A 26,356-nucleotide genomic window follows, 5' to 3' on the forward strand; every position below is an offset into this window, starting at 1 on the left:
CCCCACTGCTGCCTCCCGTAGGAGTCTGGGCCGTGTCTCAGTCCCAGTGTGGCTGGCCATCCTCTCAGACCAGCTACGGATCGTTGCCTTGGTAGGCCTTTACCCTACCAACTAGCTAATCCGACATAGGCTCATCTTATAGCGCCAGGCCCGAAGGTCCCCAGCTTTGCTCCGTAGAGATTATGCGGTATTAGCCCGGGTTTCCCCGGGTTATCCCCCACTTTAAGGCAGATTCCTATGCATTACTCACCCGTCCGCCACTCGCCGCCAAGGAAGCAAGCTTCCTCGCGCTGCCGTTCGACTTGCATGTGTTAAGCATGCCGCCAGCGTTCAATCTGAGCCAGGATCAAACTCTTCAGTTTTGATCATTTGCAGTCTAAAAAGACTGCGGTTCTAGCTCGATACTTCTGACGAAAAATTAAAAGAAATTTAACGGTCATCTTGTATCGATGTATTTGCCAAGCAAACCATCTACACAAGTGCCCACACAAATTACTGAATGTACTCTATATTGTTAAAGAACAGCTGCCTTTATTACGAGGCAGACCGGCTATTCTACTGACTAAGGGAAGGATGTCAACACTTTAATCAAATTATTTTCAAAGTTTTTTCTGTAAGGCTAAAAACCCTCCGGAAGCCCCATTCTACCTGGTTTTCAGCCGTGATGCGGCCGGTTTTTTATCCATGCTATATAAGGTAGAACTCCATATTAGGGAGTCGGAGGGCTCTATCTAACACTTGATAAGCTCTAACCTCACTCCTTATGAGCTTGACTATTTGTTTACGGACACCTAGCCTAGCGTTTAGATTCTATCTTCAACAATCTAGGAAGGAAGTTGAACATGTTTATCATGAATTATTACAAACGATTTTGTCTGTTACTTATTTCTGCTTTTTTAATTATGCCAGCAAATTGTCTGGCTTCACCGACAATTGAAATTTACAGAAACAACCAAGTTAAAGCAATCCGTCCGATTCTGGATAGTTTTATTTATAAAAATATACAAGAATATCCTTACCTGTACATCAATCATAAAGAAACTGATTATAATATCATTTTTGAAAAGGACCCTAAGGCTTTTGTTTTATTAGCAAAAAAAGACGGGAAATTAATTGGGTCCCTGCAAGCAAATCCTCTAGATTCCGTCTATTTCAAAGATCATAAATATTCTCCAGATGAAGCCTTAGCGAAAATTAAAAAAAATGGCTTTAATACAGAAAAAATTCTTTACGTAACAACATTTATGATGTCAAAAGATGAAAGAAAAAACTCAAGTGTCGCTAAGAAAATGTTTGATAAAACCTTAGAACTAGCTAAGAGCATGGGCTACTCACAAATTTGTTACGACGAAATTGTCGAAACGAAAAATCATCCGCTAAAACCCAATCCTTATATTCCTCTAGAACCTTGGAAAGAACTTGGTAGAAAAATTAAAAACATGAACGTCGAAATTACGATGAGCTGGCCTACATTACAAGATGATGGAAAAGTCAAAAATGAAGAGCATAAACTGGCTTTTTATATCATAGAGTGAGGAAATGGCGTCGTACGACGCCATATTCGTTTGACTCACAAATTCATCTTATCTAATCCTGATCCATGTTGCTCCTCTTTAGCTTGTTCGACCAATGCATGTGTTATTTTCACTCCTGCAAGTGGTTTCAGCCTTTGCAATTCACTCAGATGGCCTCGCGATTTAAGCGCTCTTACAGAAACGGCGTCTCGCTCAGTTCGCTCATGATTAGACACCGATGCGTCGGATAAGCGTTTTACAAACCGTAAAGCAAGGGTTTTTAGCGCTTCATTTCTTACATCAATAAATACAATACAACCTTTAACAGCAGTAACCATTATTTGTGGTCGCAAGCATTTAAGACTGCTGACTGCTGAATGACAGATAGACTGCTCATATTCCAGTCTGAAATTATCACCAATAAGAACGGTATCCTGGGATTGAATTATTAATTCCAAAAACTTGGCTTTTAAATCTGTCCTTAATTCTTGAGATGCATCTGCCTGCAGTTCTTTCGTGAAAGCCGCAATGTGACCCGCGTGCCTAGCCACATCATCGAGCGGTTCTTTTCTTTGAAGGCTTGTATCCGGAATTACTCGCACCAACATTTCACCCACCGATTGATTGACAAAACAGGGATGATAAAAATCAAGATATTTTAAATAAGTCTTTTTTAAACCGCCACGCTCTGGTTTCGTGAATGATCTAAGAAAGCTTTCTTTTTCCAAAACAATTATTGTTCTGGGTCTTTGCAGAGCATCCTCGGCTGTGGGTAATTTTAAGACACAAGCAGTGGTGGCTACCGTTAAAGCCTTAATACTCGCTGAAGCAACAACACCCAAATTCTCCGAATCAAACTTAATGCCAGTATCTTTTAACGATTCAGTGGCTTTATCAGCTAAATCCTTACCACTAACAGCGCCAAAAATGTCTAATATTCTATCCTTGAACCATTTGCTCGCTTTATCCTTACGTGCCACAGCCAGGTTTTTAAAATTGATTTTTGTACCATAGAGACCTGATAATCTGGATTCTATGATTAGCCCTCTCAATAAAATATTCACTCGTGGCACAACATCATTATCTTCCGTGTTTTTATTTGCATCATAAATACTTTGCAGTTCTTTTAATACGTCTTTATTGGTCATGTATTTGATAATTAGAATAAATGCGGTACGTGCCAATGCTTTGATACTATCGTAATCTGCTAACTCCTCGATAGTATCAATATAACATTCTGCGGTCGCTCTAACTAAATTAAATAATAATTCATCCATGTGAATATTATTAATATTAGTAGAAACACCTCTGCGATGCGAATTATAGATTCCGGTTGCAATTTGACATAAGGCTTTGACAACAAAAGGAACAGCGGGCAAAGGAATATTATCTGCCATATTACCCGCGAATTTTAGTGTAGCAGTCAGCACATTTTCACCCGGCACTTCATTACCCTTGGCGACATTGGCATGGCTTTCGATTTGTTCGGCACCAAAGATATACATTTCTTTGCAGAAAGAGACAACTTGACTGGTTCCTTTGAAGTAATAATCAGCTTGTTGAGGGGCATCTGCTAAAGTCGTAATAACAGTTTCAATACTGGCTTTAATTTCTGCTGTGAGTTGCAAGGATGTTTTTGAGAAATCATCAAACTGAACACGATATTCGTCAAAAGCTTCACGTTGCTCTATTTGCAACGCTCTAATTTCTCCAGCAATCTCAGCTTGTTCAGCGAATTTTTCGAGAACAATTCTTTGAAAGGATTCAAATACCTCAGCCATTCGTGGTAGAATTTTTAATTGCTCTTGAACCTGCTGTTCATAACGGAGAATATCCACTGTGTTGCTCAATACTTGACTAATCTGCGCTCTACTTTCTTTTGTTGTTTTATTAATCTCATCGGTTGTAGTGATTATGGTATTTGCTTTCTGATCTAATTCTTGGATCTTTTTAACTAGAAATGCAAGTTTTACAGCAGAATCATCTCCCTCTTCTTTACCTTTATCTTTCTTTTTCAGAGCATCATATTCTTTTAATGCCTGTTCAATGCCTAATATTTTTAAAGCCACTAAGGTATGCGCTGTTTGCTCAACTGTTCGAAATGGCAGCGCTTTTTTGGTAATGATAAGATTCAGCAGCTCCGTTACAGTTTCATACGCAAATTGACGCACGCCAAGCTCATCTCTTGAAAGCACAGCTCTAATAGTCTCATTATCAAACGCCACTCCTCTCGCCACTAATTCGAAAATACTGCTTGCTCTTCTACATAATCTTGAATCCAAAACCAAATTAAGATCTATCGATGTATCGTTACCCCGAACGAAATCAATAAATACATCGCAGCTATCTAAAAAGGAAAATTCTGGGTATGTCTTGAGTAAGTCTTTATTTTTCGAATCCAATACTACTAACCCGCAGATCTGCAATAAAATCATTAGATCAGTTCTGAGATAATGATAAAATAATTTTAAATTTCTATGTCGACAAATCACATCGAAGCGCTGCATACTTTCCAGCACCTCGAAATAGGTCTGCTCTATCGCTGGAACCCGCTCTCTGACGATGACTTCATCTTCCTGAGATACTCCAATAGGTTTTTCGGCTAAAAATAGCTTACAACGCTGATATTCCTTCCAATAATCATTCTTCTTTTTATCAAGCGCGTCTAGAACGACTGCATCATCATCCCAAGTATATTGTGTATAATTAGGGAACATGCTAAGTGTTCGAATGATACTTGTTTGATAAGTAGAAATTCCCAGTCGCTTTTCATCAATTAGCTTTGATAATTTTATTGCCAACGGATTTTGTTCAAGTTGTTCTCTTTTTTTATCTAGATCTTCTAAAGCCTTGTCAGACTGACTAACGAGGTCATCTGCGTCGACACCGTATTTTCTCACTAGATCCTCAGGCGCTTTCGTATTTCTGCACAACTGATAACCGAAGTCACAGAACTCATAAACACGTAATGTTTTATCATCAGCGTTTAGCATACTCTCAATTTTTTCTTTAAAAGCTCCTGAATCCGATCGGTAACTCAATCCTTCTTCTGCATTCTCTAATATTATTGAAATGACTCGTTTACCTTTTACCATACGCGTCAGATACCGAATAGCCAATTTAGTATCTTCATCTTCAGGCATACCCAATTTCATGCGCAGCATCTGGATAGAAACACTAGACTGTACCAGATCATTGAGCAACTCCAACATCTCTTCAGTTAGTGGCAAATTGCTTATCGCTATTTCTTTTATTGTTTTTGAATTTTTTAGCTGCCTGATTAACTCACAAGACGCCTTGACCATATCGATCTGCGCGTCCTCAAATCCCTTACCATCAATAATCGCAACTTGAACATTGGGATGTCGATGTAGAAATTCTGTTATCTCTTTCGTTTCTATTAGATCATCTTCAGTCTCTGAACTAGATGAAGATACATTCAAATTAGCCATCGAGCTCGATAAATTTGGCCCCTCATCTAGAACTTCTGTGTTATCATCCAACCGAGTTTTTTTCAAATGTCTTTTTAATTTTGAGATACCTCTATACCCACCATTAGCAAGAGTGTGTGTATTTAATACTATATTTGAGCAGGTAACGTTGACACGAGAAAAATTAGGAGTATTCAACACAGCCTGTGCTACTAAACTTTTCAGTGATCTGTCAGGCCTAAGTTCATATCTTCTCTCCCGCACCCAATTAATATCTTCGAAAGTTATTTCATATAAATAGCCGTATCGCTCCAAATCTTCCATTCTTAAGATAATTTCTGTGACTGGAATACGCGGTGGATCAGGAAAACTATGAAAAGCTCTATGGGTAATTAAAGAACAACCCGACAGATTAAGTCTCTTTAAAAAGGAGCAATGCCGTTTAACAGCCTGGAAATCTACATCCGTTAACATGGCTGCATCACTAAGATCTAGATCTGTTAAAATTTCAAGCAGTGTCGGTGGAATCATGCTTGGTTGCTGACAGCGCACGGCTCCGCATTTTTCGTGAAGAAAAGTAAATAGCTCTGTATTATCTTTGGCTATTTCTAATGCTGTAGTAGTAAGTCCGTTTACAATATCCTTGACTGCATTAATGTCTGCATCATCATCTTGGATCATTTGAGTTATTTTTTTTGTATAAGACTTTAAATCTTCTCCGTGCTTATTCTTAGCTTCACTGATAAGCACAAATAATACCTCAGTAGCAGGTAATTGAAATCTCTCCTCACCTTCTAAACGCTCTTCCATTTTACGCTCCCGTATTAGTCCTCATGGCTATCACTGATAGCATCCCTGTGTTATCGGAGAAAATAATATAGATGTTTACTTGGCTGTCAAGATTAGGTTGTCACTCTACACGGTTGGCTATTTGCTCTCAGGCACTCAGCTTAGTATGACCCTCTCTATCATGAGCCTAATAAATCACTGACAAAACGTGACGCCAACATTCCTTCTCCACATTGACGAAATATACAAATTTTGTTAACATTGCTAATTAGAATTAATAAAATCAATTTTTTCATTATAATTAAAGCGAGGCTGGTTATGAGAACACTTTTGAAGTCCCTTTTTGTCATTATTATTATAGCGGCATCTAGCACGAGCTTTGCATTCCAGATCACACACAGCTACCCCAATATTAACTTTGGCTTTGGGCCTATGCACGTATACGTCCTCTCGAATGGAGCCACTCTCAAAGCTAGACCGGGAGATCCAGGAAAGCTAAAAGACCCCAGTGCTGTAGGTCCTGCAGAAACTTCGGCTGAAAATTGGCAAGTGGGCGATGAGGTTGAGACAGTGGTACTGACTGCTTTGGAGTGGGTAACACACAACAACCCGCCTGGGGCCGGCTGGATAGAAAAGCGATCACCGGTTGTTATTAATAGGAGCCGAGGCAATTCATTTCTTATATTGATGGAGTACATTAAATCTCCTTTAACCTGGGAAGGATCACGTATCGAAGATATTGGCTTTACATGGCCTCATACCAATGAGAAGGTCACTTGGCTGCGAACAGGCTCACACGGCTTGTTGCTTCCAGATCCAGGCATCAATCTAGAAGATTGGAAAGCGGGTGATTCCCTCCGTTTCAGAGCTTATGAATCGACTCATGGCATTACCTGGCTGATTTACAATGAGCGAACAAGTAACTACGCGTATCCTTTTGTAGAACAAGGCTCAATTGATCAATGGTCTCCCGCCACTCAACGCCTCCAAAGGATCACAAATTCTTTTGGCGAAACAACATTGCATTTTGATCGCTCTTTCCACTTTAGATTGCCCACCTCGCTATTTAAACCACGCGGTAAGCAAGCTATTTTTAAAGAGGGTGATAGTGCCATCGTTAAGATTAAAAAACAGATGGGTAACCAAGGTTATGGTATCGCGCTGCAAAATCCAGCTTCCGGAGTTGAAGTTATGGTGCGCGCAACGCAAGAATATGATGGGTACCCAGGATATTGGCAATTATCGGGCCTGGATTCAAATGGCAGTTTTTCCATAGTCGATTACCCTTATAAGATAAAACTGCAAAACTCAGCGGACTATGAAACAGTTCATAAGTTTAATAGTGTCGCTATTGCGGTTAATGCAACGAATAATGGATTTCTTTTGCTCGATGGTTTGGATTTTTGGAGCAAACAAGGATTACTCTCCGGATCTGCCGAAACCGATAATTACACGATTATCCCAGCAGAAAGTATTGTGTTAAAAACCGGATCTTCGGGAGTAGCCTATAAAGGTATTTTTCCCGATTGGACGGGGCATCATATGGGCGTATTTCCACAAGACTGGTGGAAGCCGTAAGTTAATTGCTTTCTAAATCGACTCAAGATTACTTTTTGTGCGATCATTTGTGACATTGCCAGTATTCAATGTTGTTTTAGGCTCTATTAATACAATATGCGCATCATCATCGGCTACGGGCATGTGCTCGATACCTTTTGGGACAATAACAAATTCGCCCTCATTAACTTCAATATCTTGATCGCGAAGTTTCATTAAAAGCTTTCCCTTCACAACGAGAAAAAGTTCATCTTCATTTTCGTGATGGTGCCATGTGAATTCACCTTTAAATTTAGCGACTTTAATTTGGGAGTCATTTAATTCACCAACGATTTTTGGCGACCAATATTCATTGACCAAAGTAAATTTTTCGCTCAAATTAACTTTCTTGATCATAGCGCTCTCCGATAAAATTTAGAATCTACGCTCATCGCTGGAAATTCTTTTGGCAGTTGTGACTTATCAATCTGTATGAACTTGTTATTTTCATAGAAACGATGAGCAGCAAGATAAGACGCTGTTGTGCCAAGAAAAATGTTACGCAGTTGCTTCTGGCGGCACCAAGTAATGGCGGCATCTAATAGCGCATGCGCAACACCCACATCCTTGCCTCTGAATGGTTTAGCGACGAACATTTTTCGCAACGCGACTTGCCTATTGCTTATATCAACTAGCGCAATAGTGCCGATGACTTCCTCGCCCTTCAATGCAATCCAAAAATTTCCGTTATCACGTTGATAGAAATCTTCTATCGTTTCCAAATCAGGTTGATCCGCCAACGTAATGGGTATGCCGAATTCTTCGATTTGAATACCCAGGATCAGATCGATACATCCCTTATTGTATTGAGCATCATATTGGCGGACAGTGAATTCATTCATGAGTTGCTACTCCTAAACGCGCATTTTCAAGTGCCATGGCATACAATCGAAGTCCTCTTTCTATTTGTTCTCGATCATGAATTGATACTGTTTTTAAAGCTCTTCGGACATTCACAATAGCTGACTGGTGAATACCATTGACTACCTTCTTACCCGCAGCCGTTAAAGTAAGCAATTTGTATCGCTTATCTAATTTATCAATCGTCGCAGCGACAAGTTTGTAATTTATCAGCTTCTTAACCATTCTACTTACCGTCGATTTATCCAGAATTAAAAGTTCCGTCAGCTCCAATTGGGTGAGCTGCACCCTCAAATCGAGTTCGATCAAAACGTGCCGAAACGATAATGGCAGGTCATAAGGCGATTCGTTTCCGAGCAATCCAAGTTCTCGCACGATTCGCCGCGATGACTCTCTAACCTTCAAAATATGTTGTATTAAATCACTCATAGGCATATAGTTGCATGATGCAACTAAATTGTCAAGGTCTTGTTCGGAAATGGCGTCGCGACACAGAAGTCCCGTTCATCGACAATATTCCTGGAATTTGATATGATTAGCCCATTCAAGCCCAACAGGAATCAAAAAAAATGCTAGCTAAAACAGATAAGACTACCAACACCCCAGAAACCACACATGCAACACCAATAAGTGAATGGCTTTTATTACAAGCGATCCAATTAGTGACTCGCGGATTACCAGACACCCCAAATCCCAATGAAGAATTTGATTTAAAAGACCTCACCGGCCACACATGGAAGCTACATCATGCTTCTCACTGGGCCCAAAACGATCTGCCTGCAATCGGTCTTGAAGAAAATTATCGGGGTCTTATCTTAGTTTGTGATGCGCTGAAAAAAGTCATATTAGTCCACCGAGGATTACAGCTGACTTCTCCGGAAAATCTTGCTGACGGCTTCAGTATCGGCGCAAATAAAATTCCAAAAATTGTCGATCCTGCACTTTTCTTCTCGAAAATTGCCTGCGAATTTGCCGATAGCCATGAATATGAATTAACTCATACTGGTTTTTCTTTAGGTGGATTTCTCGCGCAAATTACTGGCGCACAGTGTCATCATGAAAAGCAAAGACATAATAAAGTTATTTGTTTTGATGCTCCTGGTGCAAAAAAAACCATCAAAGCAAAAGGTTTTTCCGATAACCGCTCAAACACCACCAACTATCTCACAGCTCCCAATATTGTGAATACAATAACGCCTCATTATGGCGTTGTTAGACAAATCACTGCCTTTCAAGATAAAAATCTCTATTTAATGCCCGAACTTCAACTCTTGGTTACTGATAAAGCCGCAAGCCTAGATATACACTCTCCAGAAGAGACTGGCGTGAACGCTTTGCGAATGCTGATCATGGGAACGATGAATTTTTCACACAATCAAGATGATTTAAGATCCACACTTGCTTGTAACCCTTCCTTTGCCTTCAAAAAAGTGCGCGCTTGGCCCGTAGCTACTCTGAGTTTTGGCAGAAGTGATAACAAAGCGGATGATGCCACATCTAAGAAACTAGTAGACGATTGGTTAGGGATAACTTCTATGATCTTATCATTATCAAAAGAAATCCTGACTCGCAGCGGTCATGAGGACTTCAATGTGCTCAATTATCAATTGCCAATTGCCACAGTGCATCATCATCAAGATGAAGACCAAGAAAGCTTTTGCATCTCAACTCATAAGGTAGGCTCAACATTTTTTAGTCCTGCCAGCCCTCGTCTGCAGACTCATCGTGAATATGACGATAAAGAAATGAGAACAGACTCTGGACCCCCTTTATGAAAATGGCGTCGCGTCTTGAGTTGTTAGTACTTATAGAAAATCGTAAAGCTTTTTAGCTAATAATTACATCGAAAATGCTATCTAATATTAGAAATCATTCCTAATAATGATAATAATTACATCTAATTTTTTTGTTAACTGTTTAGCCTTTATTCTTTTAATTTCAACTACTCAACAAAGTGCTTAACCATTAAAAAACAGCATTATTAACGAGAAATTAAATTATCAAAGGTGGCTATTTTCTAAAAGTGCTAACAACCCAAGATACGACGACAATACTATACTTGTAATTAAGCTAAAGGACCAAATTTTAGTCGTTCTACTACTAATACATTAGACTTTGCTAACCTAGTTTATTCCACGGAACAGCCCACCGGCAAGCCTCCGGGAAATACGCTATAATTGTACTAGATGGTTTAATCGGAAGTCATATATATGGAATCATCTACTACATTTTTAACTAAAACTCTTCAACGTGCCGATAGCCGTTCAGATTATAATTTGTATGTTGCCGCACTTGAATGGAACCTTGCAGAGCCGATTATAATAAAAGACAGCAATGATATCAAATCAACTCCGCATTGGATCGGAAATTTTGATCCCTATGAACATCAAATTAACAACCTCATCAATTTTTGTAGACGTCTTCCAGTAACGCTAATTGCTGATGATGTTGGCCTGGGGAAAACAATTTCGGCTGGATTAATAATAAGTGAACTAATTTCACGAAAGCGAATTTCAAAAATACTAATCGTTGCCCCTAAAATACTTTTACATCAATGGAAGGAAGAATTAAAATGTAAATTTGGTATTCCTGCTCAAATAGTGATAGGTTCGAAAATTTCAAAAATAAATAAAGAAAATGGATTGCAAGTTATTTTAACGACATATAACTCATCAAGGATACATTTTACAGATCTCGAAAAAATTGGATTCGAGATGTTAGTACTTGATGAAGCCCATAAGCTACGTAATCTTTATGGCGTCCCTGAATCTCCCTTAGTAGCACGAGTATTTCATCAAGCTCTTGAGAATCGCGTCTTTAAATATGTCCTTATGCTAACAGCTACCCCGATTCAAAATCGCTTATGGGATATTTATTCTTTGATAGAATTATTAACCTCTGCTCGTGGCATAGAAAATCCATTTGGTAGCGAAGATAGATTTTCTCTTGATTATATTTTAGATGATCCAAATAAGGCTAGAAAGTTAAAACCTGACAAACTGGAAGAATTCCGCTCACTGGTATATGGATATATGTCAAGAACAAGAAAAAATCAAGTGAATTTATTTTTTCCTGAACGAATCGTAAAACTAATTAAGGTTGACAGATTCCCGAATGAAATAGCATTATTCGATCATTTAATACACAAAATAACAAAATTAAATAGCTTTTTTCAATATTCATTATTACAGGCATACGTAAGCAGTCCCCACGCACTTGCAAAAGAATTAGAAAATATGGCAGAAAAGGGAAGTGTTGAGAATGAGTTTGCAATTGAAATAAGGTCTATAGTTGCTGAAATTAATTTGTCAGCAAAATTGCAAGGACTTGATTCACTAATAAACGAACTAATGATAGAGACGCCCCAGGAATGGCGAGTTGTTATTTTTACTTGCCGACGAGAAACACAAGCTATAATTCACGAACATCTTTTATCTAATGGTCATATATGTGGCATTATCAATGGTGATTCTGCCGAAAGAAACCAATCAGTAATAAAAGAATTTAACAATTCAAATGTAACTATGCATATCATAATATCAACAGAGGCCGGCTCAGAAGGATTGAATTTGCAAGTGGCTAACGTTCTAGTTAACTATGATTTGCCATGGAATCCGATGATAGTTGAGCAACGAATTGGACGCTTGCAGAGGTTATCATCAAAACACTCCAAAGTCACAGTCATGAATATCATTCTTAAAGATACCTTTGAGGAAATAATTGTTGGTCGACTAATGGAAAAAATACAAATGGCCTGTACTGCAATTGGAGACATTGAATCACTTTTACAACCACTTGGTATAAATAACGGAAATGATCATAGCACAATTGAGCAAAAAATTAAAGAGCTTGTTCTAGCATCTTTAGAAGGAAGAAATGTAGAGAAAGCAGTAGCCATGGAAGAAAAGAATATAATTGATGCCAAGGAACGTCTAGCGAAAAACGAAGAATATATCAACAAAATATTGAGCGACCCCATTGACTTTACTTATCAAGGCCCTCGATTTCCACGATTAGAGCAATCTACGCATTCAATGAATTTATCGATATTTATTAAGGAAGCGCTATTAAGATTTGAAAATAAAGATTTAAAAGACATCAATAATTATTTGCTAAATGAATATTCGTCTGAAACGATTAAATTCGAGGGATTAGTGAGTAAAGTAACAGAGAAAGGACTGTATTTAATTCATGATTCAGATATAGCACTTAAACAGCGAACTGAAGAGGCGTGTCAAGATTGGGTAAATAAATTTGGCGGAAAATATAAGGCTCTATCAATAGTAGATTTGAAAAGAAGATATATTGGTGAGGCGCTGTTAAGAATCCGAGTTACTGTTGCATATGACAGCTATGAAAAATTGGTCTCGGTTGATTGCAAGGCATCCGACTCAGAGGACACTTATGAGTTAGATGATATTAAACCTATTAATCAAACTATATCTAATCCCAATGAAATTAGAATTTCAAAAAACCATTTAATATCTAAAGCTATGTCGGATGATTCTATTTCTGAGTTTTGTAGGTTCTATTCCGAACGACTTGAAGAAGAGCTCAAATTTTCCGGTGACAATAAAAACAAAAAAGTAAAACTTATAGATGATTTAACGACAAGAATAAATATTGAGCTTGTTGGTCTCCAAGGAATATTGAAACGACAAATAAAAATAGCTGTACGTTATTCACTAGGTAAGAATGAGAGTTATCTAAGCTATATCACATTGTTTTCACCTGATTATGAAATAACAGAACAGCCGGTGTTTAAAATTTGTGAAGTCAGCGCGAAAGCCGTCCCAGTTGATTGCTTGGAGAAGTGTGTGATAACCGGGAAACAAGTAGTTAAAGACTTATTGTTTAGATCAGAGGTATGTAATAGATATGCTCTTCCAGAATATTTTGTAACATGCGCAGTTTCAGGAAGAAAAATAATTATAGATGAAGCAGTAAAATCGGACATTACAGGTAAATATGTCGCAACTGAAAATATAAGAACTTCAGCCTTGTGCGGCAAGCATGCAGAACCAGAATATTTCGGAAAATGTGCTTTCACTTTGACAGAGGCTCTACTCAATGAGCTTGCAATAAGTCAATTCTCTGGAAAGAATTATCGTGTTGACGAGCAAATGTCATCGGCTGTGTCTGGTAAAAATGGTCATAAGTCTGAATTTATTATCTGCGCTATAACAAATCAACCATTGCATGCGACAGAGGGTGAAAAATCTGAATTATCAGGCAAGGTAGTCATGCCCGGATTACTTGAAACGTGTTCAGTTTCTGGGAAGAACGTATTACCTTCTGAACTTGAGAAGTCGGCAGTATCCGGCAGACTTGCATTAAAAAAGTTTTTTGTACTAAGCAGCTTATGTGGAGCACACATATTAGAACAAGAAGCCATTCGATCATCTAGTGGTAAATTTTGCACGTTAGAAGAAACAAAAGTTTGTTTTTGGAGTGGGCTTCACTATCATATTGATGATTTGAGAATTTGCAAATTGACAGGATTAACTATGCACTTCAGGTTCATTAACCATAGAGGGATGTCTGAGATATTATGTGACCTTCTAGACGGAGTTAATAATCTAACTGATAATCCTGAATTATGGGATTCTATCATGCAATGCATTACAGGACTTCAATATCCGAAAAATTCAAAAATAGTAAATGCTGTCTCTTCTCCAGACAATAAGAAATTAGCATTAAAAATAATTACTCGAAGATGGTTTGGGCAGAGCATTGACTATAGCGCTTTATTTTTTTCGCTTCCAGATAATCATAGGGTTGGTAAACTTATACATCTAAAGAAATCTCGCTGAGAATACAAGCCTGCATAGAGAACTAAAGTTAGCCAAACAATATAGGACATATTCTTTTTTTCTAAGATAGACTGAATATCAGATCTTCGGATAAATCGGTAACAAATATCGATTTAGTCCTGTCATTGCGTATGCGCTCTATGTTCTTTCCAACAAAATTTACGCAACTCGACGAGTTAGTTTTTTATTTGCCATTACCGTTAAATGCATACCGAGTACCAACAAAATATCATTTGTATTTTTCAAGTATGGATTACCCGTCTCACTAAGTGATTTATACAAACTTGTACGGCTTTTCTTTGCTTTTTTTGCAACCTCAGTTACTCCGCCGCGCGCCTTAATTACATTCTGTAAGGCTAAAAGAAACACTTGGATATCACCACCTTCTAATGCTGCATTCAAATAGCCTGCTGCATCAATTGGATCTTTTAGAGATTCAATCAAATAATCTTGATAACTTTTACTCTTTACCATAATTCACCTCGTCAAATAATCTTTCCAGTACGCAATAGCTCGCTTAATATCCTTCTTCTGGCTAGATTTATCACCACTGGCAATAAAAGGCATTTCACCGGATTCAGTGACATAACATTCTACTTCCTTTGTTGTTATAATCTTCACACTACAATTGTATCCCATAGGATACACTTTGTCAAGCAAGAATCTTTAGGCTATTTAGTAGCCCATACTGCCACTTATCGGTAGCTTGATTTGCTTTTGAATGTTTTCATGGTAAATTGAGCACCCACAGATAACTTCCAACCTACAAGGTAGGAAGCCAGAACCTTCCAACTTAAGAGGTTGGAAGATTTTACTTTCCAACCTCAAGATGATATATTCCAACCTTTACACGAGCCAATTGGAGAGAATCGAATGCTCACAGATCTACTGTCCCAGCCAGAAAGTAAAGTTCTTGAGTTCAAGGAAAATGCCACATCAGCCGATCGAATTATCAAAACAGTGATTGCTTTTGCAAATACTGCCGGGGGTAAAATAATTATTGGGGTTAAAGATAAAGATCACAGTGTTGTTGGCATCAACAACATACTCCAAGAAGAAGAAAGGCTTGCAAGCCTTATCACCGAATCTATTAAGCCGATGATGATTCCAGACATTGATATTGTCAGTTATAACAATAAAGAGCTCATTATGATTAATGTACCCTACCTTACAGGGCCATATTATCTTAAAAACTCAGGGCTTCATAAAGGAGTGTTTATTAGGCTAGGCTCAACTAATCGATTAGCTGACTCAGAAACAATATCTTATTTACAACGTCTCGCAAAAAATATCAGCTTTGACGAAATGGCCTGCGTGACTGCAAAACTCGAAGAGTTGAATACCACTCAAATAAGAAATGTACTAAAGAAATCATATAAAAAACTGGACAAAAAACATTACCAATCACTAGGCATTATCGCACCACATGCTGAGAAAATGTATGCCACTTATGGCGGGATATTACTGTTTGGTTATGATAGGTTGAAATGGTTACCAGATTCTCTATTACGCTGCGTTTGCTTCGCAGGCATAGGGCGTAGCGATATCGTTGATCAAAAAGACATTGCATCTCCACTAACTGATGCTGTTGATGAAGCAATCGCTTTCATCCATAGGCATACAAATTTAAGTGCCAAGTTTACCGGTGGAGCCCGAAGAATTGATGTCCATCAATTTCCCCTCGAGGCTATACGTGAAGCGGTTGTAAATGCGATTGTTCATGCTGATTACGCCATGAAAGGTGGATCAATACAAATAGCTGTTTTTTCAAACAGAATTGAAATTACTAATCCTGGGGGCTTAGCTTTTGGACAATCTATGGAGAATGCATTATTGGGCGTGTCACGTATGCGGAATCGCTTAATAGGAAGAATCTTTAGAGAAGTTAAAATCATTGAGCAATTGGGTACGGGATTGCAGAGAATCTTAGAAGCTTATCAGGACTATCCCGAATGCCAACCCGTTATTGAAGAAATGAATAATCACTTTAGGGTTGTTCTCTTTGAAACCAAGAGCATACCAAACACTCTAAAAACCTGGGAAAGCCAACTACTCAAATTACTGGCCGATGGGAAACAGTTAAGCGCAAAAGATATCGCAGAATTTTGGGGGGTCAGTGATAGAACGGCAAGAAATCGACTACAGATAATGCTAGGCCATCGAGTCATAAAACGACATGGAAAGGCAACGAACGATCCAAACACGAGATACTCTATTGCCTAGGGAGTACTTTCTGTAGGTATTCGCAGCTCTAAGGATCTTCTGGAGGTCTCTAACTATCAGAACATTCAGGTGATGAAGCCATTTATTTTTTCACTTCAATCTTAGCGAAGCGCCTTTTCCCAACTTGATATAAATTCGTTTCACCGATAGAAATTATTCGAGAACTATCCGAAACTTTTTCTCCGTTAATTTTGACACCACCCTGATCAATGAGTCGATTAGCTTCTGACGTACCGGATACTAATCCGGCTTCTTTGAGCAAGTGAACAATTGAAATACCTGAATTATCTTTTGCCTTTACTGTTTTCACTTCCAAATCTTCCGGAATTTCATGACGAGAAAATCGCGCAGTAAAATTTTCATGTGCTTGGTTGGCCGAATTTTTATCGTGAAAACGTTCAACAATTTCTTCAGCTAATTTAATTTTAATATCACGCGGATTGAGGCCATTTTTTGTTTCTTCTCGCCATCGATTAATTCCGCTCAAATCACGGAAACTTAACAACTCAAAATATTTCCACATAATTTCATCGTTGATGGACATAATTTTTCCGAACATATCATCGGCCTTATCATCGATACCAATATAATTTCCAAGAGATTTCGACATTTTCTGCACGCCATCAGTTCCTTCGAGCAACGGCGTAGTGATAATGCATTGCGGTTTTTGTCCGTACGCTTTTTGTAGTTCACGACCGACCAATAAATTAAATTTTTGATCTGATCCGCCTAATTCGATATCGGCTTTCATTTCAACAGAATCGTAGCCTTGTAATAATGGATATAAAAATTCGTGAACGGCAATAGGTTGTTCTGCAGTATAACGTTTGTGAAAATCATCGCGCTCCAACATACGAGCCACAGTATATTTTGAGGCAAGTTCAATCATAAATGCAGCAGGTTTATCTTTCATCCATTGAGAATTAAACATCACTTGTGTTTTTTGTGGATCAAGAATTTTAAAAATTTGTTTTTCGTAGGTCTCTGCATTTTTGATTACTTCTTCGCGAGTGAGCGGTGGACGGGTTGCATTTTTGCCACTGGGATCTCCGATCATCGCGGTGAAATCTCCGATCAAAAAAAGAATCTCGTGTCCCCATTGCTGAAATTGACGCATTTTGTTAATCACTACTGTGTGGCCCAAATGCAAATCAGGGGCGGTAGGGTCAAGACCCAGCTTGATACGGAGAGGACGTCCCTCTTCAAGCTTCGCCTGCAATTCTGTTTCCACAATGACTTCGATAGTACCGCGTTTGATTTCTTGCATCATTTCATTGTTTGTCACTTTGACACCCTCTTTAGAATAACCCTCATAACTCACCCATCTACCACCCTCTTCAGGAAAGCAATCTTCCAGACTGGAAGATTGTGGGTAAGTCTACTACTTCCCCAGCGGTTGCTACTGAATATTATATGACGAGATATCTAGGGACAGCCTTGGAAGGGAGAAAAGTCGCGATCTTCACCCTTACAGGCCCAGATCATTTTTTATTGACCTCAACGCCATATCAGGTTATGTTATACCACTGGTTTTGCGGATGACAACGTTTTTGTGAAGGGAACCTATGAATAGTCAACAGCAACAAATCAGCTCTTCAGCCTTGATGAGGACGTTGTGGCAACAACATATTCGCTTGCTACTCGTCTTAGCAGGCTCTGTGCTTACACTCCTCATTTTAATGGTTGTTTTTAGTCGCGTGGACAACAACGAGTTTGTGCTCACTGAGACACCCGTACCCCTCGAAGTCGCTTCAACCGTTCAACCGGATAGCGCTGAATCAACAGGCACATCAAACAAACCACTGAATAAAATGAGCATCACGTTGCGCGAAGGCGAGACCATTGCCACCCTTTTCAATCGACTCAAAATCGATCATGGCGAATTACATTCCATGATCACCGCCCATCCTCGCAATAAGATCTTGACACACGTTCGCGCGGGCGATCGAATCCAAGTCGTTTATGATGATCAACACGCGGTTCATGAATTGATGTATAGACCCAATTTAACAACACAATTGACCATTAAACGGGCAGTAGAAGGTTTTGATTCCAACCTAACGAGTGTACAGCTCGATCACCGTCAAGCCTACACCCATGCAGTCATTAAAAATTCTCTCTTAGCCTCGGGCAAACGGCAGCAAATTGCCGGGCACGTTTTGAAAGAGCTGGTAGAGATCTTTCAATGGGATATCGATTTTGCAAAAAATATTCGATCCGGTGACAGCTTCAGCATTCTTTACGATGAAAGTTACCTGGACGGCCAAAAAGTGGGCACCGGCCATATCGCCGCTGCTGAATTTACTAATCAAGGGCGAACATACAGAGCCATTCGTTTCGTGGATCCAAAAGGACACGTGGACTTTTACACTCCGAACGGTATGAGCATGAAAAAGCAATTTACTCGTACACCGGTTAAATTTGCGCGTATAAGCTCTACCTTTTCTCTTGGACGCTGGCATCCGATTTTGCATACTTTACGTCGCCATCAAGGTGTTGATTATGCCGCGGCCAGTGGCACACCCATTAAAGCGACAGCCAATGGCTTAGTTGTGTTCAAAGGACGTAAAGGTGGCTATGGCAATGTAATGATTATTCAACACGGCCGACAGTACAGCACCTTGTATGGTCATATGAAAGCTTTTGGCACAGGGCTTCGCGTAGGTTCACGCATTCAGCAAGGGCAAGTTATTGGTTATGTTGGCATGAGCGGATTAGCCACAGGCCCGCATCTGCATTACGAATTTCTCGTGAATGGCATTCATCGTGATCCTTTGACCGTCAAACTGCCTATAGGTAGCCCGGTGCCTTACGCTTATCGAAATCAATTTCGTGCCCATGTAAGTCGCATGATGGCCCATATGCAAACTCATCAACAAGTTGAGTATGCTTCAGCAGGCCACAAAAAAGACGATTTGAACGCGTAAATCAACCCGAATAAACTTAGGGGCCTGCCCCCAGTTCCCTTCCATACTTTTCATCGAAAAATAGGCTATACTTGATAGATAGGGTGACTATTCCCCACCTGTGCTGGAATGGCAAAACGTTCAGATTTTGTCCAGGCTGGACGGATAGTTGCAAGATGGGAAACTTAGAATCCGAGGCTACTATGTCTTTACTAACAATGACACCCTGCTACTCAATCATGCTCTGCTTTCTTGCCGTAGTATTAATGGTGATTATTGTTGCGCCTTTGGCTTACATTATCTTACGCATGTTGTGGAGCACCATTGCCTCGCAATTGCGCAAACAATCGACAGTGAAGCACAATAACAAGTAGCTCATACCCTGGTTCAGGATCAAACCAAAATTAATGAACAACCTGCTGACGAACCTCAACCCGATCTAATTCCACATCATGCTTTTCAGAAGCTGAATTTTTCTTTTTAGAATGAGTTTCTACATATATTTTAGTTGAACTAGGGAAATACGCCGCACAAACATTATTCGTATCAACATAAAATTTCTGCGTTTCTTCATGTCGAGAGGATTGTTCTTTTGTCAAAACGAGTCTGCTAGAGACAATTCCTACCAACTGCTGAATAAGTTGATCAACCCATTGCCAAACTGTTCCTGTAGTACTACTTTTTGCAGACAATTCACTTAAGAAATTGACAGGAGAAGGCATCTCATTAACAATTTCATCAACGCCCGTTGCTCGACCAAACCACGCATGATCTTCACGGTCTGGATCATGTGCATCCTCAAATGTTCTTGCTAAAATCAGAATTTGTTTTATTCGAGTAGCATCATAGCTTTGTTGCGCATTAACTTTCACCAACAAATCATCATAAAATTTAATTTGATCTACCAAAGGCCGCTCAAGTAGCTCGCGTTTTGCTGCACGTAGCGCATCGAAAATATGCTTGTCACTCTCTTGATCTGCCATATCTACCGTACATACTTTTTGGAAGATTGCAGCGGTTAGATTAACCCAATATGAAACCAACTCTTCTTGAGCGGGTCGCAGCTTAACTAGAGCAGATTGTGCTTGGGCAAAGTTATTGAGATCCAAAGCAGCTTTTATCACAGCAATCCATTGGTTTTTTTGCTTTGTCTGTAACTTAGCCATATTCCCAAGACACTCACTATAAAAATTATGAGTTTCAGTTGTTCGTTTCTCAGTTTCGTTGTTTTGATTCTCTTCTAATCGATCGCCGATTATTTTTTTCACTCGAGCAAAATAATAATCCAGATTGGTTAATTGTTGATTACCTAATTGGTTCCATCTTTTTTTCAAACTCAACAACTCATTAATACCGGTAGGCGTTGTCCACAATCGAGCGGTATACGTATAATTTTGGCAATCTGCAAAAATTTGATTGATCATTTCCCACTTTTCAAGCGCAATGAGATTTAGATTACCTTGATACAACATTTCAGGTTCTGTTTGTAAACCGAGGTAATCGCCCAAGGTTTTTGCCGTAAGTTTATTTTCCCACATTCCAATACCAAATGTCTGAGCCAAATCACTTACTTTTTTGTGTAAATCGACAAGGTAATCGACTCGTTGGGTAAATTTTACAGCGATGGCGCGCATATCATCAATATTCTTAGGAACCGACCTCAGCCAATCCAATGCCTTTGTTGAGCACTCTTGATAATAATGATCCAGGAACTCGTTCATTGTCCGAAGAATTTTCATTGCTCTCTCAACTAGCGGATCCCCCTCAAGAGAATGAGTATTTTTTCGAAGCACAATAATTTGATTCATCGACTCTAAAGTGTGAATAAGAGCTTGTTTTTGAATATCATCGAGCGCAATTAAACTTTCACGATCTTGTTTTTCGAGATCAAGGATTTTTTGTGTAAATACTCGTTTGAATTCGAGGTCAATCACTTCTGTTTCGAATGTAGAAATCGCTTCTCGATATTCCTGCAAACAGACACCTAATCGTTCTAAATTGCATATTGATTCAGGAAATTGACTACAAACAAGCACTAACTTTTCTAAATGAGATTTTTCAGCTGCCAATTTCTGCTGCATCTTTTCAATGAATTGCTCATCAATGCTTTCGGGTTTTCCTTGTAGAAGAGTTTGTAAACTTTGTTTTCTAGGCACAAGGCTTCGATCTATGAGGTCCTGAATCACTTCAAACTTACTAATAAATCCCTGTGTCGGCGCAACTAGACCTTCCTTCGCACATTTTTCCCATAATAGATTGATTTTTAGAAAATGCTGGCTGATCGCTTGATCATCCAGTTCTTTCTCAAGTGTCGCAGCTCCTACTACTTGGATAATTTTATCAGCTTCGGCTTGGATTTGAGCATCATACGCTTTTTCGAAAGCCTCTTTTTTCTTAACTAAAGCTTGAGCGTTTCTTATATGTAGTTCTAATTCACCCTTCATCAATTCGCGCAAGAAATGAGTAACATTGACTTCTTTGTCAGTCGGATCAGCGCCTAAAAAGTTCTCAACGATATACTGATTATCTTCCATTAATTGTTTTAGGGCATCTGGGTAATTTTCCGTTTTACACGCTTGAATTGCTTTTCCAGTCTCCGTTAATCGTTGCCTAAATTGTGCAATATGCGCTTTTAACTCCGCTTCAGCGGTATTGAAAGCATCGATGTTTCTTTTCACAACATCGCGCTGTGCGTAACTCGAACCTTTTACAGCCTCAATTACTCTCTTAATCGTTTGATATTGTAAGTGAGAGATTGGTTGAACCGCTGGATTTTTTAGTGATTCAACTTGATAAAAATTCTCAGGTAAAAGTGAAGCAATAAATCCATCAAAAAGATCAGGCACTTTCTGTTCCTGTACAGACGCTTCAACAGCATGGTATTGCTCAACTTTTATGTAAAGCAAATTGAAACTTCGCGTAAAATCATGCACTACGATATTTTGACCATCGATCATTTGTTTAAGCAGACCGATGACACCCTGCAGATTATTTCTAGCTGTACTACGCGCTATATCCTCTATTTTATATTCTATTTCTTGACGGCATCGCTTCATTTTGTCAACTTTATCATTGTAACTTTCTAAAGCTTGAAAATTATGAACATTGCAAAGCGCCGTTAATGCCGAGTGGATCTCACATTCTTGATCGAAAATTCTTTTATTTTGTATCAATAATTGTCGGAGAGCATCTGCGCTCTGTGTATTCTCAAAGCTCTTGTATAATTCTTCATACATGGTATCTAATGCTTGGATACGAGCCACCACCATAACCGCTAATGCAGCATGATATAATTGAAAATATCTTGACACTAAATCAATAATAGCTTGTTCTTTAATGTTGGCTGTGCTCATAGCAGTTAATAACTCTAACTGCTTTGAATTGAGCTCGAAACTTTTCTTAACTAAATCAGCAGTGACTGGGTTAGAAGAAAGGCGTTTAAGATCTTCATTAATCGCTTTAAGTGGCTTCTCAACACGAGCAGCAATAGCCCCAATGACATCTTTCACTATAGTAGAAGCGGAATTCATATTTTGTGAAAATGTAGTCTCGCCTAAATTATAATTTATTAGAAACTCAACAGCCCAACGCCAATAAGTTAAATCGGCGTAAAGGGTATACAAACTTTTATCATCACATGTTTTCAATTTAGATCGAATCTCATCAAGAGATCTCATCACTAGATCAGAAAACTCGGTAATTTTTGCATTGAAGTCTCTGAACACAAGAAATCGCTCGTTAATACAAGGTTGTTTAAGAATTTGCAGCTCATTGAAAACTTCTATTAATGTAGCGGCATCGCAGTAATGCAGTGCAAAATTATATCTTGACACAGGAATTTGTGATTGTGCCTGTTGCTCCTGATTAGACGTCGAGAGATTTGATAAAGTAAGTTGTTTCACATTATCTAGCAATGCTAAAAATTCTTTGATTTCTGTTTGATTAAATAAATTCTCAGGTAGCGCAAGAACAAGATTAGCATTTTGATATTGTTGTTTTTCTTGATTCAGCGGAGCTTTTGTTTTTTGTGACAATGCGTGAGTTTTATCGATCAACTCTAGCAAAGCGACGAAATTTCTCTTTAATGTCTCTTTAACTAAAGGATGGTTTCCTCTAGCGCTTTGCAAGAACAACTCAGAAATATTGCGTTGCTTTTCTTGAAGAGAATGACAAACACCACTAATCTCAATAAAATATACCTTATCTAGCGCAGTCGTTAAACATGAAAGCTCTTGATTTCGCGGATCTTTTTCAAGATTATCTTCAGCCAAAAATTTCTCGACCAGAGAAAATGTTTCTCCAATATAGCGAGAATCAAAGTCTTGATAAGAATCTTGAAGTGAATCTTTAAATTGTATTGTGTTGAGTTTGTGAACTAAAGTACGCTCATTTGTATTCAATGAATCAGGATTTAACAACCGCTTTCTGGCAGATCCTTTTGCATTCTCATACTCATTACGGTATTTGTCCATGATGGCAATGTAGAGCCATTTGAAAGCAATTATAAAAGCTGTTTTCACTTTTAACAGAGATTGCTCATCAGTCGCTTGTGTAGTTGAAAGAAAACCTTGATCGAATTTTTGAATATCTGCTTGACGGTTTGCCACTTTTGCTTCTAATTCTGCTTTTTTATCACTTTGCATTGGAACACCTCTATAAAATTATATTGATACAGCCTACTATGCCAAACACTATTAGTCAATGATTATCACTTGTTTCTTGGGTCTTTTAACTAAAATTAATCTTGGTCTTCATTCTGAGACTCAGCAGGTGAAAACGACGATCCGCACCCACAGGTGGTTTTGGCATTGGGGTTTCGTATAACAAAGCGCTGCCCGTCGATATCGTTTTTATAATCGATCTCAGCTCCTACCAAATATTGAAAGCTATGAGGATCAACCAGCAGTTTTACCTTAGCTTCTGGGAGATTATCTCGCGATACAGCCTTCTCGATAACGGTATCATCGTCAGCCACTTTTTCTTCGAAAGCGAAGCCGTATTGAAAGCCCGAACAACCACCCCCACTGATAAAGACCCGTAGGTTAAGGGCTAAATTCCCTTCTCCTTCGATCAGTTCGTAAACTTTGTCGGCAGCGCTATCCGTAAATCGAATAGACACTGGCTGTTCCAGTTTAGTAGCCTGGGATTCTGTGACTGTTGACATGGCTGGCGATCTCACTCGTTGTTGGTCTAAACGTCATTTCCTCGGGCCATCTCAAGACAACCCCAAATTAGGGTAAGATTGTACCATTATTTACTATAAATCTCAATTATATTGGTCATAAGTCGAATTTCTCTCCGGCACCTGTTAGAATTTTCCTTTTTAAGGAAAAAATATGCGTGGGCTCCACTGGTTTAGGGCAGATTTACGGGTTGCAGACAATACAGCACTGAATGCGGCACTGCAGAAATGCGAGGTATTATTTGCGGTGTATATTCTCACCCCCAAAACCTGGCAACGTCATGATGCTGCGTCTATCAAAATACAATTTATATTAAACAATTTGATTTGCTTATCTGAAAAATGCCAAAAATTAGGCATTCCCTTATTGATTCGACAGTGCGATTATTTTTCTGACTGCCCCAAAATATTAACAACCCTCTGTGAAGACCTCAAAATTCAAACGCTTTTTTATAACAAGCAGTACGAGTTTGATGAAATGCGCCGTGATCAAATGGTTGAAAAAAAATTAGGCGAAAAAATTGCGATCGAAGATTATGATGATCAACTCATCATGCCTCCTGGGACAGTACTGAGCCAACAAAATAGGCCAATGCAAATTTTTACACCGTTTAAAAAAGTCTGGTTGAAACATGTTTCAGAAACAGAGGCATGGAAACCTCATCCTCTCGTAAAAAAATTGTTAAAATTAAACATCTCTCCAGATCCTGTTCCTACTGCTTTAAAAGATTTTGAGTGCACATTAAATCTTGACTCCTGGCCCGCCGGCGAAAAAGCCGCACAAAAATGCTTGCAAGATTTTTGTCAGGATCATCTAAAAAAATATGATGAACATCGTGATTTTCCAAGTATAGAAGGGACGAGTCGATTATCGCCATATTTAGCACAGGGTATTTTATCACCTAGCCAGTGCGTAAAAGCCATTTTAGAAAGCTTAAATCTTTCCGATCTCGATAAAATCCAACAACACACAGGAGCAGCAACTTGGTTATCGGAAATTATTTGGCGTGAATTTTATCGACATATTATGTTCTTTCATCCAGAAATTTGTCGCTACAAGCCTTTCAAAAAAAATACCGATAAACTACCTTGGCGATATGATGAAAATGATTTTCGAAATTGGTGTGAAGGAAACACGGGGTTCCCACTCGTTGATGCCGCCATGCGTCAATTAAATCAAACGGGCTGGATGCACAATCGTTTGCGAATGGTGGTTGCAATGTTTTTGAGTAAAACGTTATTTCTGGATTGGCGAATGGGTGAAAAATATTTCATGCAGCATTTAATAGATGGTGACCTCGCTTCAAATAATGGTGGTTGGCAATGGAGTGCATCAACCGGCACGGATGCAGTGCCCTATTTTAGAATCTTTAATCCCACAACACAGAGTGAGCGATTTGATGCTACTGGAGATTTTATCCGACAATATTGTCCGGAACTTGCTCAACTCGATAATAAAAAAATTCATAATCCGTACGACAGAGGCACACCACCGGGCTCGATAAATTATCCGAAACCGATAGTCAATTATGATATGATGCGTAAAAAAGTCATTGCAGAATTCAAGAATTTAGGGTTAAGCTGAAAAAAGAGTCAATTGGGAGTTTCAAACAATGCTATGGATTAAAGCCTTTCATTTTGTGTTTGTGGTAAATTGGTTTGCGGGGATTTTTTATTTACCTCGATTATTTGTTTATCACGCAATGGCAGAAGATAAAATTAGTATTGAGCGATTCAAAATTATGGAACGAAAATTGTATCGCGGCATTATGACTCCTAGCGCGATCATCGCAACAGCATTAGGATTTTGGTTGGTTTTCTTGAATCCACACTGGTATTTTTCTCAAGGATGGTTTCACGCAAAATTGGCGCTTGTTTTAGCTTTATTTATTTACCACTTTTATTGCTATCGTTTTTTAAAAGCATTCCAACAAGATCGAAATCAACATGGGCATGTATTTTATCGCTGGTTTAATGAAGCGCCGGTTGTTTTATTAGTTGGCATTGGAATATTGGTGATCGTTAAGCCTTTTTGATAGGG

Annotated in this window: 18 protein-coding genes and 1 rRNA gene; 9 read left to right on the forward strand and 10 right to left on the reverse strand. The window is 38.8% G+C overall.

Translation table 11 applies throughout. The annotated features are described in order from the left end of the window. Nucleotides 1-362 (reverse strand): 16S ribosomal RNA (locus K2X50_02035); the annotation flags it as partial. A gap of 480 nt (nucleotides 363-842) precedes the next feature. On the opposite strand from K2X50_02035, the gene K2X50_02040 reads away from it, so the two are divergent. Next, nucleotides 843-1,535, forward strand: a complete 693-nt coding sequence (locus K2X50_02040; protein MBX9586014.1) for a hypothetical protein — start codon at nucleotides 843-845, stop codon at nucleotides 1,533-1,535. A 35-nt stretch (nucleotides 1,536-1,570) separates the two neighbouring features. On the opposite strand, the gene K2X50_02045 is transcribed toward K2X50_02040, so the two are convergent. Then, nucleotides 1,571-5,755, reverse strand: a complete 4,185-nt coding sequence (locus K2X50_02045; GenBank protein ID MBX9586015.1) for a hypothetical protein — start codon at nucleotides 5,753-5,755, stop codon at nucleotides 1,571-1,573. Between the two features lie 411 nt (nucleotides 5,756-6,166). Here K2X50_02045 and K2X50_02050 point away from each other — a divergent pair, with 411 nt between their 5' ends. Continuing rightward, nucleotides 6,167-7,312 (forward strand): hypothetical protein, encoded by a 1,146-nt coding sequence (locus tag K2X50_02050; protein ID MBX9586016.1) that lies wholly within the window; start codon nucleotides 6,167-6,169, stop codon nucleotides 7,310-7,312. Between the two features lie 12 nt (nucleotides 7,313-7,324). Here K2X50_02050 and K2X50_02055 read toward each other — a convergent pair whose 3' ends face one another. Genes K2X50_02055 through K2X50_02065 form a run of 3 tightly spaced genes read right to left on the reverse strand, consistent with a single transcriptional unit; the run spans nucleotide 7,325 to nucleotide 8,620 of the window. Further along, nucleotides 7,325-7,684 (reverse strand): cupin domain-containing protein, encoded by a 360-nt coding sequence (locus K2X50_02055; protein ID MBX9586017.1) that lies wholly within the window; start codon nucleotides 7,682-7,684, stop codon nucleotides 7,325-7,327. Then, entirely contained in the window at nucleotides 7,684-8,172 is a 489-nt protein-coding gene (locus K2X50_02060) for a GNAT family N-acetyltransferase (GenBank protein ID MBX9586018.1), read from the reverse strand. The genes K2X50_02055 and K2X50_02060 overlap by 1 nt, the downstream gene beginning before the upstream one ends. Then, nucleotides 8,165-8,620, reverse strand: coding sequence for a winged helix DNA-binding protein (locus K2X50_02065; GenBank protein ID MBX9586019.1), 456 nt, complete (start codon nucleotides 8,618-8,620; stop codon nucleotides 8,165-8,167). Before K2X50_02065 ends, K2X50_02060 begins: the two co-directional genes overlap by 8 nt. Before the next feature lie 140 nt (nucleotides 8,621-8,760). Between K2X50_02065 and K2X50_02070 the strand changes: the two genes are divergently transcribed. Both K2X50_02070 and K2X50_02075 read left to right on the forward strand, forming a co-directional pair. Further along, nucleotides 8,761-9,966 (forward strand): DUF2974 domain-containing protein, encoded by a 1,206-nt coding sequence (locus tag K2X50_02070; GenBank protein ID MBX9586020.1) that lies wholly within the window; start codon nucleotides 8,761-8,763, stop codon nucleotides 9,964-9,966. 435 nt (nucleotides 9,967-10,401) lie between these two features. Beyond that, entirely contained in the window at nucleotides 10,402-14,004 is a 3,603-nt protein-coding gene (locus K2X50_02075; protein ID MBX9586021.1) for a DEAD/DEAH box helicase, read from the forward strand. A 159-nt stretch (nucleotides 14,005-14,163) separates the two neighbouring features. Here the strand turns inward: K2X50_02075 and K2X50_02080 are convergent, their stop codons facing one another. Both K2X50_02080 and K2X50_02085 read right to left on the reverse strand, forming a co-directional pair. Beyond that, nucleotides 14,164-14,478 (reverse strand): putative addiction module antidote protein, encoded by a 315-nt coding sequence (locus K2X50_02080; protein ID MBX9586022.1) that lies wholly within the window; start codon nucleotides 14,476-14,478, stop codon nucleotides 14,164-14,166. Between the two features lie 3 nt (nucleotides 14,479-14,481). Further along, on the reverse strand, nucleotides 14,482-14,625 hold the full coding sequence (locus K2X50_02085) for a hypothetical protein (protein MBX9586023.1): 144 nt from the start codon (nucleotides 14,623-14,625) through the stop codon (nucleotides 14,482-14,484). Between the two features lie 252 nt (nucleotides 14,626-14,877). Between K2X50_02085 and K2X50_02090 the strand changes: the two genes are divergently transcribed. Beyond that, nucleotides 14,878-16,227, forward strand: a complete 1,350-nt coding sequence (locus K2X50_02090; protein MBX9586024.1) for a putative DNA binding domain-containing protein — start codon at nucleotides 14,878-14,880, stop codon at nucleotides 16,225-16,227. An 82-nt stretch (nucleotides 16,228-16,309) separates the two neighbouring features. On the opposite strand, the gene tyrS is transcribed toward K2X50_02090, so the two are convergent. After that, nucleotides 16,310-17,497, reverse strand: a complete 1,188-nt coding sequence (gene tyrS, locus K2X50_02095) for a tyrosine--tRNA ligase (GenBank protein MBX9586025.1) — start codon at nucleotides 17,495-17,497, stop codon at nucleotides 16,310-16,312. Between the two features lie 295 nt (nucleotides 17,498-17,792). On the opposite strand from tyrS, the gene K2X50_02100 reads away from it, so the two are divergent. Further along, nucleotides 17,793-19,154: a peptidoglycan DD-metalloendopeptidase family protein gene (locus tag K2X50_02100; protein ID MBX9586026.1), complete on the forward strand. Its 1,362-nt coding sequence runs from the start codon at nucleotides 17,793-17,795 to the stop codon at nucleotides 19,152-19,154. Nucleotides 19,155-19,336: 182 nt separating this feature from the next. Next, a complete protein-coding gene (locus tag K2X50_02105) occupies nucleotides 19,337-19,507 on the forward strand; it encodes a hypothetical protein (GenBank protein ID MBX9586027.1) in 171 nt (56 codons plus the stop codon). Between the two features lie 30 nt (nucleotides 19,508-19,537). On the opposite strand, the gene K2X50_02110 is transcribed toward K2X50_02105, so the two are convergent. Both K2X50_02110 and erpA read right to left on the reverse strand, forming a co-directional pair. Then, nucleotides 19,538-23,776 (reverse strand): hypothetical protein, encoded by a 4,239-nt coding sequence (locus K2X50_02110; protein ID MBX9586028.1) that lies wholly within the window; start codon nucleotides 23,774-23,776, stop codon nucleotides 19,538-19,540. A gap of 95 nt (nucleotides 23,777-23,871) precedes the next feature. Then, the gene (erpA, locus tag K2X50_02115; GenBank protein MBX9586029.1) at nucleotides 23,872-24,297 is read right to left on the reverse strand and encodes an iron-sulfur cluster insertion protein ErpA; all 426 of its coding nucleotides are present in this window, start codon (nucleotides 24,295-24,297) and stop codon (nucleotides 23,872-23,874) included. Between the two features lie 172 nt (nucleotides 24,298-24,469). Between erpA and phrB the strand changes: the two genes are divergently transcribed. Together phrB and hemJ are read left to right on the forward strand one after the other, a co-directional pair. Continuing rightward, entirely contained in the window at nucleotides 24,470-25,900 is a 1,431-nt protein-coding gene (gene phrB, locus K2X50_02120) for a deoxyribodipyrimidine photo-lyase (GenBank protein MBX9586030.1), read from the forward strand. 28 nt (nucleotides 25,901-25,928) lie between these two features. After that, nucleotides 25,929-26,351 (forward strand): protoporphyrinogen oxidase HemJ, encoded by a 423-nt coding sequence (hemJ, locus tag K2X50_02125; protein ID MBX9586031.1) that lies wholly within the window; start codon nucleotides 25,929-25,931, stop codon nucleotides 26,349-26,351. Nucleotides 26,352-26,356: the final 5 nt, after the last annotated feature.

This window comes from Gammaproteobacteria bacterium, from assembly GCA_019748175.1.
GTDB lineage: Bacteria > Pseudomonadota > Gammaproteobacteria > JAIEPX01 > JAIEPX01 > JAIEPX01.

Coding starts and splice junctions, on each gene's coding strand:
- K2X50_02040 (MBX9586014.1), top strand. CDS start 843: ATGTTTATCATGAATTATTACAAACGATTTTGTCTGTTACTTATTTCT.
- K2X50_02045 (MBX9586015.1), bottom strand. CDS start 5,755: ATGGAAGAGCGTTTAGAAGGTGAGGAGAGATTTCAATTACCTGCTACT.
- K2X50_02050 (MBX9586016.1), top strand. CDS start 6,167: ATGCACGTATACGTCCTCTCGAATGGAGCCACTCTCAAAGCTAGACCG.
- K2X50_02060 (MBX9586018.1), bottom strand. CDS start 8,172: ATGAATGAATTCACTGTCCGCCAATATGATGCTCAATACAATAAGGGA.
- K2X50_02065 (MBX9586019.1), bottom strand. CDS start 8,620: ATGAGTGATTTAATACAACATATTTTGAAGGTTAGAGAGTCATCGCGG.
- K2X50_02070 (MBX9586020.1), top strand. CDS start 8,761: ATGCTAGCTAAAACAGATAAGACTACCAACACCCCAGAAACCACACAT.
- K2X50_02075 (MBX9586021.1), top strand. CDS start 10,402: ATGGAATCATCTACTACATTTTTAACTAAAACTCTTCAACGTGCCGAT.
- K2X50_02080 (MBX9586022.1), bottom strand. CDS start 14,478: ATGGTAAAGAGTAAAAGTTATCAAGATTATTTGATTGAATCTCTAAAA.
- K2X50_02090 (MBX9586024.1), top strand. CDS start 14,878: ATGCTCACAGATCTACTGTCCCAGCCAGAAAGTAAAGTTCTTGAGTTC.
- tyrS (MBX9586025.1), bottom strand. CDS start 17,497: ATGATGCAAGAAATCAAACGCGGTACTATCGAAGTCATTGTGGAAACA.
- K2X50_02100 (MBX9586026.1), top strand. CDS start 17,793: ATGAATAGTCAACAGCAACAAATCAGCTCTTCAGCCTTGATGAGGACG.
- K2X50_02105 (MBX9586027.1), top strand. CDS start 19,337: ATGTCTTTACTAACAATGACACCCTGCTACTCAATCATGCTCTGCTTT.
- K2X50_02110 (MBX9586028.1), bottom strand. CDS start 23,776: ATGCAAAGTGATAAAAAAGCAGAATTAGAAGCAAAAGTGGCAAACCGT.
- erpA (MBX9586029.1), bottom strand. CDS start 24,297: ATGTCAACAGTCACAGAATCCCAGGCTACTAAACTGGAACAGCCAGTG.
- phrB (MBX9586030.1), top strand. CDS start 24,470: ATGCGTGGGCTCCACTGGTTTAGGGCAGATTTACGGGTTGCAGACAAT.
- hemJ (MBX9586031.1), top strand. CDS start 25,929: ATGCTATGGATTAAAGCCTTTCATTTTGTGTTTGTGGTAAATTGGTTT.